Genomic DNA, 16,850 nt, shown 5'->3' on the forward strand with positions numbered 1-16,850 from the left:
GGTGCGAAGGTGAAGGCGTTCGATCCCGTCGGCATGGAGCAGGCGAAGGGTGAGCTGCCCAACATCACCTATTGCGAAGATGCCTATTCCTGTGCGCAAGGCGCCGACGCGTTGGTCGTCGTCACCGAATGGGTGCAGTTCCGCGGCCTCGATCTCGATAGGCTGAAGAGCGTCATGGCGCAGCCTGTCGTCGTCGACCTCCGCAACATCTATAGCCCCGAAGACATGCGCGCGGCCGGCTTCACCTATGAGAGCGTCGGCCGCCCGTCGGCGCAGGGCTGATCCTACATACGATTGTCATACCCCGCGAAGGCGGGGTATCCAGTACACGGATTTCGGGATGGCCGGGATCTGAATTGACTGGATCGTCCGCCCCACGCAGTTGCGCGCAAGGCGGACGATGACGGACCGAGACTATTGCCCCGCAATTTCGACACGCCCCTCCCGATCGATGCCGTGCTCGACGACCTGTCGCGCACGCTGGATCAGCATAACGCGGCCGTGCTGGTGGCCCCGCCGGGTGCCGGCAAGACCACGCGCGTGCCGCTGGCGCTGCTCGATGCGCCCTGGGCGAAGGGCAAGAAGATCATCGTGCTGGAGCCGCGGCGCATCGCGGCGCGGGCGAGCGCTGACCGCATGGCCAAATCGCTGGGCGAGCGCGCCGGAGAGACCGTCGGTTATCGCGTCCGCTTCGGCTCGAAGATCTCGCGCGCGACGCGTATCGAGGTGGTGACCGAAGGCATTTTTACCCGCCAGATCCTCGACGATCCCGAACTGTCAGGCGTTGCCGCCATCCTGTTCGACGAATTCCACGAACGCTCGCTCGATGCCGACATGGGCCTTGCGCTGGCGCGCGACGCGCAGACCGGCCTGCGCGAGGACCTACGCATCCTCGTGATGTCGGCAACGCTCGACGGCGCGCGCGTCGCAAAGCTGCTCGGCGATGCCCCTGTCGTCGAGAGCGAAGGCCGCGCCTTTCCAGTCGAGACGCGCTATCTCGGCCGCAAGGCCGACGCGCCGATCGAGCGGCAGATGGCCGATGCGATCGCATCTGCGCTCCGCGCCGATAGCGGCTCGGTGCTGGCATTCCTGCCGGGCGCCGCGGAAATCCGCCGCACCCAGAATTTCCTGGCCGAGCGCGTGCAGGACGCCAGCATCGAGATCGTGCCGCTGTTCGGCGCGCTCGACGCCGCCGTGCAGGACCGCGCCATCGCACCGGCGCCGAAGGGCACGCGAAAAGTGGTGCTGGCCACCTCGATCGCGGAGACCTCGCTCACCATCGAGGGCGTGCGCATCGTGGTCGATTCCGGTCTCGCCCGCGTGCCGCGCTATGAGCCCGACATCGGGCTGACACGGCTCGAGACCGTGCGCGCCGCGCGCGCGGCGGTGGACCAGCGCCGCGGCCGCGCCGGCCGCACCGAGCCCGGCGTCTGTTACCGGCTCTGGGACGAGCCGCAGACGGCCTCGCTCGCGCCCTACACCCAGCCGGAAATCCTGAGCGCCGACCTGTCGTCGCTGGTGCTCGATCTCGCGCAATGGGGCGTCACTGATCCCGCCGCGTTGTCGTTCCTCGATCCGCCGCCGCAGCCGGCCTGGAAGGAAGCCAAAAGCCTGCTGTCCGAGCTCAACGCGCTCGACGGCGACGGCCGCATCACCGCCGAGGGCAAGAGCCTGCGCGCGCTGGCGTTGCCGCCGCGGCTGGCGCGCATGATCGTGGATTCGCATCGCGCCGGCGAGGGCGAGGCCGCTGCCGAGATCGCGGCCATCATCACCGAGCGCGGGCTTGGCGGCGACAGCGTCGATCTGGAGCATCGGCGCGACCAGTTTCGCCGCGACCGCTCGCCGCGCGCCGCAAGCGCGCGCGATCTGGCGCGACGCTGGGCCTCGCAGGTGGCAGCGTCGGAGAAGGCAGGGCAGCAGGAGGATCTCTCCACCGGCCTGATGCTGGCCTATGCCTTTCCGGACCGCGTCGCGCGCAATCGCGGCAACGGCAGCTTCGTGCTCGCCAACGGCCGCGGTGCTGCCGTGGAGCAGACCTCCTCGCTCGCACGCGTGCCCTATATCGCGGTCGGTGAGATGACGGGCACGGCGGCGAGCGGCCGCATCCTGCTCGCGGCGCAAATCACCCAGGACGAGATCGAGCTTCATTTCGCCGAGCATATCGGAACCGTCGACGAGATCTCCTTCGACCGCGGCGCGATGGCACTGCGCGCACGGCGCAGGCGCGCGCTGCATGCGATCACGCTGTCGGAGGCGACGCTTGCCGTGTCGCCTTCGGAAGAAACCGCGCGCATCTTCGCCGATGGACTGATTGCCGCCGGCCTCGACCGGCTGCCCTGGTCGAAGGCCGCAAAACAGTGGCGCGATCGCGTCATGTTCCTGCGCAAGGCCGAGGGCGACAGCTGGCCGGATCTGTCCGACGACGGCCTGATCGCGCGGCGCGACGACTGGCTGGTGCCGGCGCTCTACGACAAGATCGCGCTCAAGGATATCTCTCCCGGCGATCTCTCCGATGCGCTGATGGCGCTGCTGCCCTGGGAGATGCGCGCGCGGCTCGATCGCGAAGCGCCGACCCATTTCGAGGCGCCGACCGGAAGCGTGCTCGCGATCGACTACGAGGCCGAGCAGGGGCCGACCATCGCTGTGCGGCTACAGGAATTGTTCGGCCTCAATACCCATCCCTCTATCGCGGCCGGCAAGGTGCCCCTGGTGCTGGAATTGCTGTCGCCGGCACAGCGCCCGGTGCAGGTGACGCGCGACCTCCCCGGCTTCTGGCGCGGCAGCTACGCCGCCGTGCGCTCCGACCTGCGCGGGCGCTATCCGCGCCATCCCTGGCCGGACGATCCGGCGGGTGCGCTGCCGACCCGGCGGGCGAAGCCGCGCGGGACGTGAGTTTTGTAGGCCACATTAACCGTCCGCTCATCCTTTTCGCCAAAATGGCGACGTTCTGGCCGCCGCGGTGGTCGCGGCTAGAGAGGTTGCGTGGTGAAATCGGGCTTTCCGGCTCGGAAGTGGTGTGATGCGTAACATTATGATCTTCGCGGCCATCATGATCGGCCTCGGCACCTTCATGGCGCAAATGGCGGACAGGGTGAGCTCGGCGTCCGCCACGTCAGTGCCGCGCACGACCGTTGCTGTTGCCGCCGCAGCTCCGGCCGGAGGCCGCAGCCTCGCCATTTCCCGCGACGGCCGTGGTCATTTCCAGACGGAAGGCCGGATCGACGGGCAGCGCATCGGCTTCATGGTCGATACCGGCGCCTCCGTCGTCGCGCTGAACGAGACCTCGGCTGCTCGCTTCGGCCTGCGTCCCTCGCGCAACGAATACAACGCCACCGTCTCCACCGCCAACGGCACCATCAAGGCCGCGCGCACCCGCATCGCCATGCTCGATGTCGGCGGCCTCATCGTGCGCGACGTCGATGCCATGGTGCTGCCGGACGAGGCATTGTCCGAAAACCTGCTCGGCCTTTCCTTCCTGTCCCGCCTCAAGCGCTTCGAATACGCCAACGGGCAGATGGTGCTGGAGCAGTAAGCCGCGTCATGCGCTCTCCCTAGCGAGCTGACGAACGGCCATTCGCACGAACTTTTTGGACGGAACGGGCGCAAGTCCCGCGCAAGATCGCGTTTCCCCGTTACCAAACTGCCGCAATTATCGGCCATAAGCCTTCATTCCCGCCTTCCGCTGCGGCCCGGCATTCGCTAAGGCTGCATCAATTCCTGCCCTTTTCACGAGACCGTCTCAATGTTTCCCAAGCCGAAACCCGTCCTGCTGCCCAACACCTACGCCTTCGAATCCGAGCCGATGGTGAAGCCCACCGGCTTTCGCGAATACGACGCGCGCTGGTTGTTCCAGAAGGAAATCAACCTGATGGGTGTGCAGGCGCTCGGCATGGGGCTGGGCGCGCTGATCGCCGAGCTCGGGGTCAAACAGGAGATCGTCACCGGTCATGATTTCCGCGGCTATTCGGCCTCGATCAAATACGCGCTGATCTCCGGCCTGATGGCGGCGGGCTGCAAGGTGCATGACATCGGCCTCGCGGTGACGCCGATGGCCTATTTCGCGCAGTTCGATCTCGACGTGCCCTGCTGCGCGATGGTTACGGCCTCGCACAACGACAATGGCTGGACCGGGGTGAAGATGGGCGCCAACCGTCCGCTCACCTTCGGCCCCGACGAGATGACCCGGCTGAAGGAGATCGTGCTCAATGCCGAATTCAAGAACAAGGCGGGCGGCGCTTACCAGTTCCACGAGAACTATCCGGCGCGCTACATCGCCGATCTCACCAATCGTCCGAAGCTGACGCGCAAGCTGAAGGTCGTCGCGGCCTGCGGCAACGGCACCGCCGGGGCGTTCGCGCCGCAGGTGCTGGAAGCGATCGGCTGCGAGGTGATTCCGCTCGACACCGAGCTCGATCACACCTTCCCGAAATACAACCCGAATCCGGAAGACATGGAGATGCTGCACGCGATCCGCGACGCGGTGCTGCATCACAAGGCCGATGTCGGCCTCGGCTTCGACGGCGACGGCGATCGCTGCGGCGTCGTCGACAATACCGGCGAGGAGATCTTCGCCGACAAGGTCGGCGTGATGCTGGCGCGCGACATGTCCGCGATCCACAAGGACGCACAGTTCATCGTCGACGTGAAATCGACCGGCCTCTTCATCACCGATCCCGTGCTGCAGAAGCAGGGCGCCAGGACCGCCTATTGGAAGACCGGCCATTCCTACATGAAGCGCCGCACCAACGAGACGGGCGCGCTCGCCGGCTTCGAGAAGTCCGGCCATTTCTTCTTCAACAAGCCGTATGGCCGCGGCTATGACGACGGTCTCGTCTCGGCGATCGCGATCTGCGACATGCTCGATCGTGCGCCCGGCAAGTCGATGGCCGACCTGAAGAACGCGCTGCCAAAAACCTGGTCGTCGCCGACCATGTCGCCGCATTGCGCCGACGAGGTCAAATACGGCGTCATCGACAAGGTGGTGAAGCATTTCGAAGGCCTGCAGGCCAAGGGCGCCAAGATCGGCGGCCAGTCGATCCGCGATCTCGTCACCGTTAACGGCGTCCGCGTCACCGTCGAGGACGGCAGCTGGGGCCTGGTGCGCGCCTCTTCCAACAAGCCCGAACTCGTCGTCGTGGTCGAGAGCCCGGTCTCCGAGCAGCGCATGCACGACATGTTCGAGATGGTGAACAGCGTGCTGCGCACGCATCCCGAAGTCGGCGAGTACAATCAGACGATCTGAGCGCTCGCGCGCTCAGCCGCCGGGCGGGCCGAACAGGGCGCGGAGCTTCGCGCCCGCGCCGCGCGCGCTCCGGGCATCGCCCAGCATCGCGATCCATTCGCCGAGCGCGATCCGGATCGGGTTGAAGGACGGCGTGCCGCCGACGAGACCGAAGCGGAGCGGCTGGTCGGCGGGCTGCTCTGCGAAGGTCCCGAACAGGCGGTCGAATACGATCAGGATGCCGCCATAGTTCTTGTCGAGGCACGGCTCGTTGCAGGCATGATGCACGCGATGGTGGCTCGGCGTGTTGAGCAGCCATTCGAGCGCGCCGAGCTTCGGCGCGAAGTCGCTGTGGACGAAGAACTGGTAGAACAAATTGGTCCCCAGCATCGCGACAATCGCGAGGGGATGGAAGCCGAGCAGCGCCAGCGGCAGGAAGAACAGAAAATTGCCGGAGATGTTGCCGGTCCAGCCGAGCCGGATCGCCGCCGTCAGGTTCAGCCGCGTCGTCGAATGATGCACGGCATGCGTCGCCCACATCCAGCGAATACGGTGCGAGGCGCGGTGCTGCCAGTAGTACAGGAACTCGCTGCCGATGAATAACCCCGCGAGCGCGGGCGGGCTGGTCTGCGCGAAGTCGAACAGGCGATGCTCGTACAGGAACGCGAACGGCACCGCGAGAATGCCGGCCTCGACCGCGCGCAGCAGGTTTTGCCCGAGGGCCACGCCGAACGACGCGACGCTCTCGCGCCAGTCGTGGGTCTCGCGATGCGCGAGCCGGCCGATGCCGTATTCGAGCAGCATCAGGCCGATCGCTGTCGCCAGGATCACGCGCCGGAGCGTCGGATCGAGCAGGAGTGAAGCGTAGCCCACGGCATCCTCCTATTTCGGTGCAACGCCGGCGCTGACGGCGCTGTCCCTCAGCGCCTGCGCGCGCGGCAGCGTTTGTGCGCAGGTCGGGGTGAGCTGGCCGGCATGGGATTGCAGGCAGGCGAGGATGCGTCCGCCACCCGGTGCGACATCGCTGCAAAGGCGGTCATAGTCGGCGCGGCAGGCCTGCATGACCGCCCGCGCTTCGCTGCGCATCTGCGGCGTGGCCGGCGTTCGCGGCTGGCTCTGGGCAAATGCGGACGTCGAAGTCGCGGCGCCGAGGACGACGATGGTTGCGGCTTGCGCGAGGGAGACGGCGCGAAAGATTGATGACACGGTGCTCATCCTTTCTGATCTGAGGCGATAGACCGTCGCCGCCCGGGGCTAGGCGCGGCGACGGTCCGGCCCGCTCAGCGCGAGATCGTGCCGGTGCGGGTGTAGGTGTTGCCGGCCGGGCCGGTACGGGTGACGTTGCGCGTGCAGCTTCCGTTGGCGCAGCTTCCCGTCGCGGTGACGTTGGAGGTGCCCCGCGGACCGCTCGCCGTCGCCGACCGCGTCCAGGCATTGGCGTCGACTGCGGTGGCAACCGACAGGGCGCCGATGACGAGGGAGCTGAGGAAGAACTTGTTCATGGTCGTCGTCTCCTTTGTGGGGGCTGCCGTGAGCGCGAGCCGTGCGGAGGAGACTGCGGCTGCGGCGTGTGCATCGCATTGCCGGCGCGAAACGATTGTTATGGCTTTGTCGGCTCCGTGTAACACTATGTAACAGGTGGGCCCGCGCCCTTGCGTGACGCGTGCCGTTGCCCACAATGCAGCCATGAACACGCAAGCGGCCACGATTCTCATGGTGGAGGACGATCCCGAGATCAGCCGCCTCGTTGCCGACTTCATGCGGCGCGAGGGGTTCGAGGTCGCTTGCGTCGCCGACGGCAAGGCGATGGACAATATGCTCCAGCGCCTGCGGCCCGACATCGTCATCCTCGACCTAATGTTGCCGGGCGAGGACGGGCTTTCGATCTGCCGCCGCTTGCGCGCCGACGACTCCCTCCCGATCCTGATGCTGACCGCCAAGAGCGACGAGATCGATCGTGTCGTCGGCCTCGAAATGGGCGCCGACGATTATCTGACAAAACCGTTCGGTCCGCGCGAGTTGCTGGCGCGGGTTCGCGCCATCCTGCGCCGGGCCAACGGGGCGCCGGCAAAGCCGCTGGTCCGGCGCTTCGCGTTCGACCGTTTTGTCATCGATCTCGATTCACGCAGTGTCGAGATTGTCGAGAGCGAGGTCGTGGCGCTGCAATTGACCAGCGCGGAGTTCGACCTGCTCGGCTGCTTCGTGCAGCGCCCGCGCCGGGTGCTGACGCGCGACCAGATCCTCGACTGGACGCGCGGACGTTCGGCCGAGCCGTTTGATCGCACCGTGGACATGCTGATCTCGCGGCTGCGCAAGAAGCTCGACGGCGCTAGCCCCGGCTCGAACCTGATCACGACGGTGCGCAACGGCGGCTATCTGTTCACCGCGACCGTCAAGCAGGTGTCGTGATGCTGCGCGTCACGCTCGCCGCGCGCCTGGCGCTGATCGGACTGGTGGGATTCACGGTGGTCGTCACCGTCATCCTGGCGATCTTCTACCGGACCACGGTGCATGAGAACGAGCTGACGCGGCCTTCGCCTGCGCGGCTCGATGCACTGGCAACGCTGCTCGAGCGCACGGCCGGCGACGCGCGGCAGGCCGTTCTCGACGCGGTGTCGTCGCCGCAATTCATGGCGCGGATCGTGCCGTCAGGCGCACCGGTCAGCGGCGAGACGCCGCCGCAGCAGGAGCAGTTGCGCGAGACCTATGCGGCCGGCCTTGCGGGCCGCCCCGTCGAGATCGTATCCCCGCCCGATCATCGCGCGAATAGATTGTTTCCCCGCCTCGCGCGGCTGATGGCCAATGCGGTCGAGTTTCGCATCGGCCTGCGCAGCGGCGATCTGCTGGTGATCGACGCCTATACCCGCCTGCCGGTGACCCCGTTCGGCCTGCCCGTCGGCTTCGGCGCGGGCCTGTTCGGCTCGATCGTGGCGCTGCTGGCGCTTCTCGTCATGCAGCGCGAGACGCGGCCGCTGGCGCGGCTTGCCGCGGCCGTCGATCGTGTCGATCTGTCGGCCGATCCGCCGCCGCTGCCGGATGCGCGGCGCAGCGCGCCGGAGATCCGTGCTGTCATCGCCGCGTTCAACCGCTTGCAGGCGCGGCTCGCCGAGATGCTGCGCGCGCGCATGACGCTGGTTGGCGGCATCGCCCATGACGTCAGGACCTTTGCGACACGGCTGCGGCTGCGCGTCGAGCACATCCCCGACGATGCCGAACGGCGGCGGGCGGTTGCCGATATCGACGACATGATGCGGCTGCTCGACGACGCGCTGCTGTCGACGCGGGCGGGCGCCGGCGGGCTGTCGCAGGAAATGGTCGAGCTGGCTGCGCTGATCGCCGTCGAGGTGCACGACCGGCGCGTTCAGGGCAAGCCGGTCGATCTGGTCACGGACGAGCGCGCCCGGAATTGTGTCGTGCTCGGCGACCGGCTGGCGCTGCGGCGTATCCTCGCCAACATCATCGACAATGCGCTCGCCTACGGCCATGCGGCGGATGTGCGCACGGCCCTGAAGGACGGTGCCGTCGTCGTGTCGATCGACGACGAGGGGCCGGGCATTCCCGCCGATCAGCGTCAGACCGTGCTGGAGCCGTTCCACCGGCTGGAGAAGTCGCGCAATCGCGCGACCGGAGGCGCCGGCCTCGGCCTCGCCGTGGTCCGCAACCTGGTCGAGGCCCATGGCGGCACGATCGAGATCGGCGCGGCCCCGGGCGGAGGCTCGCGCGTCACCGTCACGCTGCCGGTCTTTGAACCGGCCTAAAGCGTTTTCGAGCGAAGTGGATGCCGGTTCGCGTGAAGAAAACGCGTCAAAACAAGAATCGGGGCGTCAAGCCGCCACCACCGCCGGGATCGGCAGTGCCGTCACCGACTTGATCTTCTCCATCGCGAAGCGCGAGGTGACGTTCTTCAGCGGCACCGCACTGATCAGCTTCTTGTAGAAGATGTCGTAGGCCTGCATGTCCGCGACCACGACGCGCAGCATGTAATCGACGTCGCCGGCCATGCGATAAAACTCCATCACCTCCGGCATGGCGCTGACGGCCTCGGCGAATTTCTTCAGCCAGGCGTCGGAATGATCGGAGCTTTCCACCGACACGAACACAGAGATGCCGAGCCCGATCTTGTTCTGGTCGACCAGCGCGACCCGCTTCAGGATCACGCCATCGGCCTCCAGGCGCTGGATGCGCTTCCAGCACGGGGTCGAGGACAACCCGACGCGGTCGCCGATCTCGGCAACGGACAGGGAGGCATCTTCCTGGAGTACCATCAGAATCTTGCGGTCGATGGCGTCGAGGCGGCGGCTGGTCTCGGGGATCTGGACGGCGACGTCAGTCATTTGAAGAACTTTGTTCCATTTCAGGGGCCGATTTCCCTGATATAGAGAAAATCTTTCCACAGCAAGCCCATAATCTCGGCGTAACGGTGGAATCGCTCTAGGGTTGGCTACGCAAAAACTCTTCAACTTCAATGCGTTGCGGGGCAGCCAGGCCCCCGCCGTGGCGGGTGCATTTCAGTGCTGCGGCGGCCGCGGCGAATCGCAGCGCCTCCCGCACTCCCTTACCCTCGGCGAGGCAAAGCGCGAATCCGCCATGGAAGACGTCGCCGGCACCGAGCGTATCGACAGCCTGGACCGGGAAGGCCGGGGTCTCCTCGAGCGCGCCCGCCTGGTCCAGCCAGATCGTGCCATGCGGGCCGCGGGTGGCGGCGAGGAAGGCCGGCGTCAGGCCGGACAGGCGCCTCAGCGCCGCGCCGTCATCGGCGATGCCGGCCGTCTCCTGCACCTGTTCGCTGGCGAACAGCAGGTGCGAGGCAGCGGTGAGCAGTTCGTCCTGCAACGACATCGCGCGGTCGACGCCGACGATGACGGGAATGCCGCGCCGGCGTGCCTCGGTGCAGAGATCGATGCAGAAGGTGCCGCAGCGGCTCTCGATCAGGACCGCCTGGCAATCGGCGAGCAGCTTGTCGGCGTCGGGCAGCTTCACGTTCCACAGCCCGGGATCGCGATAAATGGTGAGCGTCCGCTCGCCGGAGGGCTCGATCATGATTGCGGAGACCGGCGTGGCCAGACCCGGCATGCGCACGATGTGCGTGGTGTCGATGCCGTCTTGCGCCATCTGCGCGAGAATGAAATCGCTCGACGTCTCCCGCGCATCGCCCATGGGACCTGCGAACGCGACGCGGCCGCCAAGTCGTGCCGTCGCGATGGCTGCATTGAGCGCATTGCCGCCGCAGATCTCCGCCAGATGCGTGGCGTTCGCCTTGCTGCCGCGCGCGGGCACGGCCTCGACCCGGAAGGTGAGGTCGCGCACGGGAATGCCGATGCAGAGGATGCGCGGCGCGGTCGCAGGTAGCGCCATCGGCGGTCAGCTCTTGTCGTGCACCCAGCGGCCGAGCAGGTGATGGGCGATGGCGAAGGGATGTGGGCCGGCGAGCCCGTCGGGATGCGTCCGCGTCAGCATCTTGGCCGCCTCCTCGCGCGTGAACCAGCGCGCGTCTTCCAGCTCGGAGTGATCGACGACGATGTCCTCGCTCACGGCCCGCGCGCTGCAGCCGATCATCAGCGACGACGGGTATGGCCAGGGCTGCGTCATGTAATATTGCACGTCGGTGCAGCTTATGCCGGACTCTTCGAGGATCTCGCGGCGCACAGCGTCCTCGATCGTCTCGGCCGCCTCGACGAAGCCGGCAAGGCACGAAAACATGCCGGGCGGAAACTGCTTCTGGCGGCCGAGCAGGCATTTGTTACCGGACGACACGTGCATGATCACGACGGGGTCTGTGCGCGGAAAATGCTCGGCCTTGCAGCTCGGACAGTCGCGCTTCCAGCCGCCTTCCTTCATCGCGCTACGCGTGCCGCAATTGGCGCAATAGCCGTGGCGCTGGTGCCAGCCGACCATCGACTTCGCCATCGCCACGGCCGAGAGCTCCTCGGGCGGGATCGCGCCCTGCATCGCCATGCCGCGCAGCTCGGTGACGGTGTAGTCCTCGCGGCCGATCAGCTGCTCGGCGGCGGCCTGCGACATGCCCATGCCGAACATTGCCGCGCCGTCGCGCAGGCCCAGGAAGACTGTGCCGGGATTGGCGCCGCATTTCAGCGCCTCGTCGATTCCCAGCAGCGCGCGCACCTTGTCGCCCTCGCGCTTCACCAGCAGCGAGTCGCGATAGACGACGTAGGCGCGCGAGGACGGCTTCTGTTCCAGCGCGAACAGCTTTTCGTCGTCGCGGCGCAGATGCGCGGCGCGGTCGAGGACGTTGGTGACGAAGGCCGGCTGCCCCAGCGGAAATGCGTCGAATGCTGACATTGTTGTTCTTTCAACCCAACCAGATTTTTCGGCGAAGCGCGCTGATGAAATTCTGCACCTCCGCGGCGTCATGCGCCAGCGGCGGCATCACGCCCCACACCGGTCGCGGCCAGGCCGCATCACTGGTCCGCCGTGCGATGATGTGGACGTGCAGCTGCGGCACGAGGTTGCCGAGCGCGGCGACATTGAGCTTGTCGCATTTGGTGATCTCCTTCAGCGCGCGCGAGACGCGGGAGATCTCGGTCATCAGCTGCGCCTGCTGCACCTCGTCGAGATCGATGATCTCGACCGCATCGACCCGCCGCGGCACCAGCAGCAGCCAGGGATAATGCGCGTCCTTGATGACCAGCACCTTCGACAGCGGCAGATCGCCGATGTCGATGGTGTCCTCTTTCAGGCGGGAGTGCAGCGACCAGGCGGGTTCGGGCATATGCGTTTCCGGATGGCCCGACGGGGAACGGGCTTGTTTGGTGCGACCATACGACAGCGATTCCGATTGGGGAAGGATTGGGCCCCGCTACTGCTGCATACACGGTCGTCGTCCCGGACAAGCGCGCCCCAAGTGCGCGCAGATCCGGGACCCATAACCACAGGGAGTGGTTATTGCGCGAGCCGGTAGCTCCGAATCTTCGCCAAACTCGATCCTGTGGTTATGGGTCCCGGGTCTGCGCTGACGCTTGCCCGGGACGACGACCGAGTTTGTGGTGGCGCAGGCGGCCCTACCCCTCCGCCAGCACCCGCGCATTGGCGCGGACCGAGGCTTCGCTGACGCGGATGCCGAGGCCGGGGCCGTCGGGCACCACGACGTGGCCGGCGCGGTTGGCGACGCGCTCTTCCAGCACGTCCTCGGTCAGCACGTGGTGCGGCATGTAGAATTCGCAGCCGAGCGAAATGCCTGATGTGGCCGCGATCAGCTGCGTGCCGGCGGCAAGGCCAATGCCGCCTTCCCACAGCGTGCCGCCATAACCGGGCAGGCCGGCGATGTCGGCGATCGCCATGATCGCCTGCGCCTCGAACAGGCCGCCGGCCTTCATCAGCTTGATCGAGACCGCATCGGCCGCTTCGCGGCGCACTACCTCCATCATATCGCGGCGGTCGAAGCAGCTTTCGTCCGCGAGCACGGGCGTCTCCAGCGCCGCGGTGAGCTGCGCCATCACGTCGAGATATTTCCGCGGCACGGGCTGCTCGATGAAGGTCGGCGCGAACTCTTCGACATCGCGCAAGATCTTGATGGCGTCGAATGGTGCCAGCGCCTGGTTGTAGTCGACGCGCAGGTCGACCTTGTCGCCAAACTCCTTCCGGATCGCCTCGAGGTGATCGAGATCCTCGCGATGCGGCTTCACGCCGGTCTTGACCTTGTAGATGACGTTCCCTTCGGGAACCATCTTTTGCATGCGCTCGAGATCGGCGGAAAAATCCGGATCGGCGATCGAGAAGGAGAGAGGGATGGTGTCGCGCACCCGGCCGCCGAGGAGGTCGGCGACCGAGAGCCCTGACGATTTGCCGACGATGTCGAGCAGCGCCATCTCGATTCCGACCTTGGCTTCGGCATGTCCGACTAGCGCGCGGTCGAGCTCGGCCATCAGCGCGCGGATTCGGCGCACCGGCTTGCCGAGCACGATCGGCCGCAAATAGATGTCGAGCGCGGAGAACGCGGCCTCCGGCGTTCCCGTAAAGACCTCCCACGGCGCTGCCTCGCCCCAGCCGACCACGCCGTCGCTCGAGGTGAGCTCGATCAGCACGCGTTTCACCGTGCCCTTGACGTTGCCGACGCCCTGCAGGCGCGCCATCTTGATCGGGCTTTCGATCAGGAACAGCCTGATACGTTCGACGGTTGCTTCGGTCATGTCAGGCCTCCATTGACGTGCCAGACCTGGCCGGTGACGTAGGACGCCTTCGGGGATGCCAGGAAGGCGATGATTTCGGCGACTTCCTCTGGCCGCCCGCGGCGGCGCATCGGAATCAGTGCTTCGGTTGCGGCGATTTGCTCGGGCGACAGCCGGCTCTCGCTTGGTTTGTCCTTGACGATGAGACCGGGGGACACCGCATTCACAGTGATGCCGTCCTTGGCGAGCTCCATCGCGGTGAGCCGCACCAGCGCTTCCAGCGCGGAGCGGCTCGCCGCGGTCGCGGCGAACGGCGCGAATTCGGGTCGGATCGCATGTGCGACGAAGGAGGACACTGCGACGATCCGCGCGTCGTGCCCTGCGCGCAGCAGCGGCAGTGCCGCGTCGACGAGCCGCGTGAAGGCCAGCGCCGATTCATCCATCGCCTGCCGGAACTCCTCCGCCGGCGTGCCGATGGCACTGCCGCGGCGGGCATGGCCGCCGACGAGAACCAGTCCGTCGAGCCGGCCGAAGGCGGCTTGCGCTGCTGCGATGGCGTCGGTGACCGCCGCTTCCTCGGCGAGATCGCCGAGGCATTTTGCGACCACGGCACCTTTCGCTTCGGCTTCCGCCGCGGTGGCGTCGAGACCTTCCGCGTTCGACCGCGTGTGCAGCAGCAACGCGGTGCCTGGCGACGCCAGCAGTTCTGCGGTGGCGCGGCCGATGCCGCTGGCGGTACCGGTGACGAGATAGGCGCGATCGATATTGGACATCACGGTGTTGCGTTGGCCGGCGGCAGCGCGCCGGTGCGGTGGAAATGGCTGAGGAAAGCGCGCGTTGCGGCTTGTTGCGGATGGTCGATCACCTGCCGCGCCGGGCCTTCCTCGACCACGATTCCGTCGCGCATGAAGATCAGGCGATCTGCGACCTCGCGGGCAAACGCGATCTCATGGGTCACGATCACCATGGTCATGCCTTCGGACGCGAGCCGCTGCATCACGTTCAGCACCTCGCCGACGAGCTCGGGATCGAGCGCCGAGGTGGCTTCGTCGAACAGCATGACGTCGGGCTCCATCGCAAGTGCCCGCGCGATCGCGACGCGCTGCTTCTGTCCTCCGGAGAGCGTCGCGGGATATTGATCGGCTTTCTCGGCGAGGCCCACCTTGGCAAGCTGAGCCCGTGCGAGCTTTTCCGCATCGGCCTTGGCCATGCGCCGCACCGTGACCGGGCCCTCCATTACGTTCTGAAGGGTCGTCATGTGCGGGAACAGATTAAAATGCTGGAACACCATGCCGGTGGTTGCGCGGAACTTTGCGAGAGTCTTCACATCGGGGAGCTTCGCGCCCTCGCCGAATGCAAAGCGGGTGTCGCCGACGCGGACGCTGCCGCCATCGGGCACGACCAGCAGATTGATGCAGCGGAGCAGCGTCGATTTGCCCGAGCCTGATGGCCCGATCAGCGCCACGACGCCGCCCTTGGCGACGTCGAGATTGATGTTCTTCAGGACCTCGTTGCTGCCAAAGCTCTTGCGCAGGCCCCGGATCTCGATCTTCGTTGTATCGCTCATTCGCTCACCGCCAGTCGCTTCTCGCCGCGGCGGACGATGATGGTGAGCGGGATCAGGATCGCCGCATAGGCGACCGCAACCGCCGTGTAGGTTTCCAGCGGCCGGTAGCTGTCATGGGCGGCGACCTGGCTCTGATAGACAAGGTCCGGCACCGCCAGCACCGAGACCAGCGACGTGTTCTTGAACTGGATGATCGACTGGTTCATCAGTGCCGGGATCATGCGCTTGATCGCCTGCGGCAGCACGATGCGACGCATGGCCTGGCTCGGCGTCATGCCGAGCGCGGCGCCGGCCTCCGACTGGCCGCTGTCGATCGAGACGATGCCGCCGCGGATGATCTCCGAATAGAACGAGCCGCCATAGAGCGAGAGCGCCAGCGCCGAGGCCGTGATCGGCGTCATCTCGACACCGGCGAGAATCGGCAGCGCGTAATAGAACCAGATCAGCTGCACCAGGATCGGCGTGCAGCGGAACGCCTCGATGAAGGCCAGCGCGGTCAGCCGCAGCGCCCTGAAGCGCGACAGGCTGCCGAACGCCCCACACAGGCCGAACAGCAGTCCGCACACGACGATGACCACGGTGAAGCCGACAGTGACGCCGAGCCCGTTGAGAAAGAGCCAGCGATAGCTCCAGAGGATGCCGAAGTCCCACTGATACATGCGTGTCTTAACTCGTCGTACGCCCTAGCCGCTGGCATTGTCGTTCCGGGGCGATGCGAAGCATCGAACCCGGAACCTCGAGATTCCGGGTTCGCCCTGCGGGCGCCCCGGAATGACAGTGTGAGAATTTACAGCGAAACGCCCGGCGGAATGTCCGCTTCGGTCACGCCCACGAGCTCCATATTCGTGATGATCGCGTTACGGATGAAGCCGAGGCCCTTGTTGAAGTCGATCCAGGTGTTGACGTAGTCGCGCCAGGTCTTGTCGCTCTCGCGGCGGAAGCCGGCGTTGGACGTGGTGGCAAAGATCGGCGTCGGCAGCACGAACTGGCCGAGCGAGGGGTTCTTCTTCAGCACGGTGAGCGACAGCATGGTGATCAGGCACTGCGCGTCGACGCGGCCGGTCTGCAGCGCGGCGGTGGCATCATCGGCGGTCTTGAGCCTGGTGATCTGCGCCTTCGGCGTCAGGCGGCTGACGACCTGGTCGTGCGAGGAGCCCTGGTCGACCGCGATCTTGATGTCGGGCGAGTTCAGTTCGGCCCAGCTCTTCGGCTTGAAGTCCTTCTTGCAGAGGATGCCGAAGGCGTTGTTGAAGACCGGCACCGAGAAGTCGATCACCAGCGCGCGCTTCGGCGTCGGGTTGAGGCCGAAGAAGATGTCGATCTTGTTGGACTGCAGGTCGAGCACCGAATTGCCCCAGGTGGTCTCGGTGATCTCGAGCTCGGCCTCCATGTCGTCGGCAAGCCCCTTGGCAATGTCGATGTAGAAGCCCTTCCACTGGCCGGTCGCCAGATCCTTCATGTAATAGGGCGCGCCGCCGCCGACCGCGCCGATCCGCATCTTCTTGGTCCGGCGGATGCGGGCGAAGGTCGATTCGTTCGGATCGGCGGTCTGGGCCACGGCTGGCGCGGCCAGCGCGGCCGCAGTCACGGCACCAAGTCCGACAATCGATGCAACATCACGACGTGTAACCATTGGGATCAATCGCTTTTCTGGTTGGGTGAGTTCCGGCAGCGTTCTTAGCAAGGTGGTCCCGGCAGCGAAAGCACAGCCTATCGGCTGGGCAGGCCGAAAATTGCCCGGATGCTGGGCAAACTCAATCCGCTCGCGCCGATACCCGCTTGCTTTCCGCTCCCTTTGGCCCCAAATAGGGACCGGGAGATTGGCGGTGGACGAGCCACTCGCCAACCGGGTCAGGTCCGGAAGGAAGCAGCCCTAACGAGGTCCGGATCGGGTCGCTCGTCAGTCTCCTACCTGTTTTTCCGAGCGAATTGCGCC

The 16,850-nt window shown here is 66.2% G+C and carries 18 protein-coding genes and 1 other RNA gene; 7 read left to right on the top strand and 12 right to left on the bottom strand.

Annotated elements, in window-relative coordinates:
• The 4 genes from JQ592_RS24170 to JQ592_RS24185 form a co-directional block, all read left to right on the top strand.
• The coding region (locus JQ592_RS24170) for a UDP binding domain-containing protein (protein ID WP_283816168.1) at window positions 1-282 on the top strand (282 nt) is incomplete at its 5' end.
• Window positions 283-417: 135 nt separating this feature from the next.
• Window positions 418-2,892: an ATP-dependent helicase HrpB gene (gene hrpB / locus JQ592_RS24175; RefSeq protein ID WP_211405285.1), complete on the top strand. Its 2,475-nt coding sequence runs from the start codon at window positions 418-420 to the stop codon at window positions 2,890-2,892.
• 127 nt (window positions 2,893-3,019) lie between these two features.
• Window positions 3,020-3,532: a TIGR02281 family clan AA aspartic protease gene (locus JQ592_RS24180; protein WP_211405286.1), complete on the top strand. Its 513-nt coding sequence runs from the start codon at window positions 3,020-3,022 to the stop codon at window positions 3,530-3,532.
• A gap of 210 nt (window positions 3,533-3,742) precedes the next feature.
• Window positions 3,743-5,242, top strand: coding sequence for a phosphomannomutase/phosphoglucomutase (locus JQ592_RS24185; protein WP_211405287.1), 1,500 nt, complete (start codon window positions 3,743-3,745; stop codon window positions 5,240-5,242).
• Between the two features lie 12 nt (window positions 5,243-5,254).
• Here JQ592_RS24185 and JQ592_RS24190 read toward each other — a convergent pair whose 3' ends face one another.
• The 3 genes from JQ592_RS24190 to JQ592_RS24200 all read right to left on the bottom strand — a co-directional run bounded on the left by JQ592_RS24190 (window position 5,255) and on the right by JQ592_RS24200 (window position 6,723).
• Window positions 5,255-6,094, bottom strand: coding sequence for a sterol desaturase family protein (locus JQ592_RS24190; protein WP_211405288.1), 840 nt, complete (start codon window positions 6,092-6,094; stop codon window positions 5,255-5,257).
• Window positions 6,095-6,103: 9 nt separating this feature from the next.
• Window positions 6,104-6,427 carry a cysteine rich repeat-containing protein gene (locus JQ592_RS38760; RefSeq protein ID WP_246820646.1) on the bottom strand — a complete coding sequence of 108 codons (324 nt, stop codon included), beginning with the start codon at window positions 6,425-6,427 and terminating at the stop codon, window positions 6,104-6,106.
• 74 nt (window positions 6,428-6,501) lie between these two features.
• Window positions 6,502-6,723, bottom strand: coding sequence for a hypothetical protein (locus JQ592_RS24200; protein ID WP_211405289.1), 222 nt, complete (start codon window positions 6,721-6,723; stop codon window positions 6,502-6,504).
• A 184-nt stretch (window positions 6,724-6,907) separates the two neighbouring features.
• Here JQ592_RS24200 and JQ592_RS24205 point away from each other — a divergent pair, with 184 nt between their 5' ends.
• Window positions 6,908-7,630: a response regulator gene (locus JQ592_RS24205; RefSeq protein WP_211405290.1), complete on the top strand. Its 723-nt coding sequence runs from the start codon at window positions 6,908-6,910 to the stop codon at window positions 7,628-7,630.
• A complete protein-coding gene (locus tag JQ592_RS24210) occupies window positions 7,630-8,979 on the top strand; it encodes a sensor histidine kinase (RefSeq protein WP_211405291.1) in 1,350 nt (449 codons plus the stop codon). Before JQ592_RS24205 ends, JQ592_RS24210 begins: the two co-directional genes overlap by 1 nt.
• Before the next feature lie 66 nt (window positions 8,980-9,045).
• Here JQ592_RS24210 and JQ592_RS24215 read toward each other — a convergent pair whose 3' ends face one another.
• From JQ592_RS24215 to JQ592_RS24255, 9 genes are all read right to left on the bottom strand, one after another.
• Entirely contained in the window at window positions 9,046-9,555 is a 510-nt protein-coding gene (locus tag JQ592_RS24215) for an Lrp/AsnC family transcriptional regulator (protein WP_063693182.1), read from the bottom strand.
• A gap of 97 nt (window positions 9,556-9,652) precedes the next feature.
• Window positions 9,653-10,576: a sugar kinase gene (locus tag JQ592_RS24220; protein WP_211405292.1), complete on the bottom strand. Its 924-nt coding sequence runs from the start codon at window positions 10,574-10,576 to the stop codon at window positions 9,653-9,655.
• A 6-nt stretch (window positions 10,577-10,582) separates the two neighbouring features.
• Window positions 10,583-11,521 carry an NAD(+) diphosphatase gene (nudC, locus tag JQ592_RS24225; protein ID WP_211405293.1) on the bottom strand — a complete coding sequence of 313 codons (939 nt, stop codon included), beginning with the start codon at window positions 11,519-11,521 and terminating at the stop codon, window positions 10,583-10,585.
• Between the two features lie 10 nt (window positions 11,522-11,531).
• Window positions 11,532-11,951 carry an HIT domain-containing protein gene (locus JQ592_RS24230; RefSeq protein WP_211405294.1) on the bottom strand — a complete coding sequence of 140 codons (420 nt, stop codon included), beginning with the start codon at window positions 11,949-11,951 and terminating at the stop codon, window positions 11,532-11,534.
• Window positions 11,952-12,240: 289 nt separating this feature from the next.
• A complete protein-coding gene (locus JQ592_RS24235; protein WP_211405295.1) occupies window positions 12,241-13,368 on the bottom strand; it encodes a muconate cycloisomerase family protein in 1,128 nt (375 codons plus the stop codon).
• Entirely contained in the window at window positions 13,365-14,120 is a 756-nt protein-coding gene (locus tag JQ592_RS24240; RefSeq protein WP_211405296.1) for an SDR family NAD(P)-dependent oxidoreductase, read from the bottom strand. Before JQ592_RS24240 ends, JQ592_RS24235 begins: the two co-directional genes overlap by 4 nt.
• The gene (locus JQ592_RS24245) at window positions 14,120-14,914 is read right to left on the bottom strand and encodes an amino acid ABC transporter ATP-binding protein (RefSeq protein ID WP_211405297.1); all 795 of its coding nucleotides are present in this window, start codon (window positions 14,912-14,914) and stop codon (window positions 14,120-14,122) included. Before JQ592_RS24245 ends, JQ592_RS24240 begins: the two co-directional genes overlap by 1 nt.
• Window positions 14,911-15,573 carry an amino acid ABC transporter permease gene (locus JQ592_RS24250; RefSeq protein WP_211405298.1) on the bottom strand — a complete coding sequence of 221 codons (663 nt, stop codon included), beginning with the start codon at window positions 15,571-15,573 and terminating at the stop codon, window positions 14,911-14,913. Before JQ592_RS24250 ends, JQ592_RS24245 begins: the two co-directional genes overlap by 4 nt.
• 128 nt (window positions 15,574-15,701) lie before the next feature.
• Window positions 15,702-16,547 (bottom strand): transporter substrate-binding domain-containing protein, encoded by an 846-nt coding sequence (locus JQ592_RS24255; RefSeq protein ID WP_211405299.1) that lies wholly within the window; start codon window positions 16,545-16,547, stop codon window positions 15,702-15,704.
• Between the two features lie 182 nt (window positions 16,548-16,729).
• Between JQ592_RS24255 and ffs the strand changes: the two genes are divergently transcribed.
• Window positions 16,730-16,826, top strand: an RNA gene (ffs, locus tag JQ592_RS24260) — signal recognition particle sRNA small type.
• The last annotated feature ends 24 nt before the right edge of the window (window positions 16,827-16,850 follow it).

It is taken from the genome of Bradyrhizobium iriomotense (assembly GCF_018129405.1).
In the GTDB taxonomy this organism is placed as follows: domain Bacteria; phylum Pseudomonadota; class Alphaproteobacteria; order Rhizobiales; family Xanthobacteraceae; genus Bradyrhizobium; species Bradyrhizobium iriomotense_B.

Excerpts from the sequence above, each read along its gene's own strand:
- JQ592_RS24200 (WP_211405289.1), bottom strand. The coding sequence starts at position 6,723 with ATGAACAAGTTCTTCCTCAGCTCCCTCGTCATCGGCGCCCTGTCGGTT.
- JQ592_RS24250 (WP_211405298.1), bottom strand. The coding sequence starts at position 15,573 with ATGTATCAGTGGGACTTCGGCATCCTCTGGAGCTATCGCTGGCTCTTT.
- JQ592_RS24185 (WP_211405287.1), top strand. The coding sequence starts at position 3,743 with ATGTTTCCCAAGCCGAAACCCGTCCTGCTGCCCAACACCTACGCCTTC.
- JQ592_RS24215 (WP_063693182.1), bottom strand. The coding sequence starts at position 9,555 with ATGACTGACGTCGCCGTCCAGATCCCCGAGACCAGCCGCCGCCTCGAC.
- JQ592_RS24240 (WP_211405296.1), bottom strand. The coding sequence starts at position 14,120 with ATGTCCAATATCGATCGCGCCTATCTCGTCACCGGTACCGCCAGCGGC.
- JQ592_RS24245 (WP_211405297.1), bottom strand. The coding sequence starts at position 14,914 with ATGAGCGATACAACGAAGATCGAGATCCGGGGCCTGCGCAAGAGCTTT.
- JQ592_RS24210 (WP_211405291.1), top strand. The coding sequence starts at position 7,630 with ATGCTGCGCGTCACGCTCGCCGCGCGCCTGGCGCTGATCGGACTGGTG.
- JQ592_RS24255 (WP_211405299.1), bottom strand. The coding sequence starts at position 16,547 with ATGGTTACACGTCGTGATGTTGCATCGATTGTCGGACTTGGTGCCGTG.
- JQ592_RS24230 (WP_211405294.1), bottom strand. The coding sequence starts at position 11,951 with ATGCCCGAACCCGCCTGGTCGCTGCACTCCCGCCTGAAAGAGGACACC.
- JQ592_RS24205 (WP_211405290.1), top strand. The coding sequence starts at position 6,908 with ATGAACACGCAAGCGGCCACGATTCTCATGGTGGAGGACGATCCCGAG.
- JQ592_RS24180 (WP_211405286.1), top strand. The coding sequence starts at position 3,020 with ATGCGTAACATTATGATCTTCGCGGCCATCATGATCGGCCTCGGCACC.
- JQ592_RS24220 (WP_211405292.1), bottom strand. The coding sequence starts at position 10,576 with ATGGCGCTACCTGCGACCGCGCCGCGCATCCTCTGCATCGGCATTCCC.
- JQ592_RS24235 (WP_211405295.1), bottom strand. The coding sequence starts at position 13,368 with ATGACCGAAGCAACCGTCGAACGTATCAGGCTGTTCCTGATCGAAAGC.
- nudC (WP_211405293.1), bottom strand. The coding sequence starts at position 11,521 with ATGTCAGCATTCGACGCATTTCCGCTGGGGCAGCCGGCCTTCGTCACC.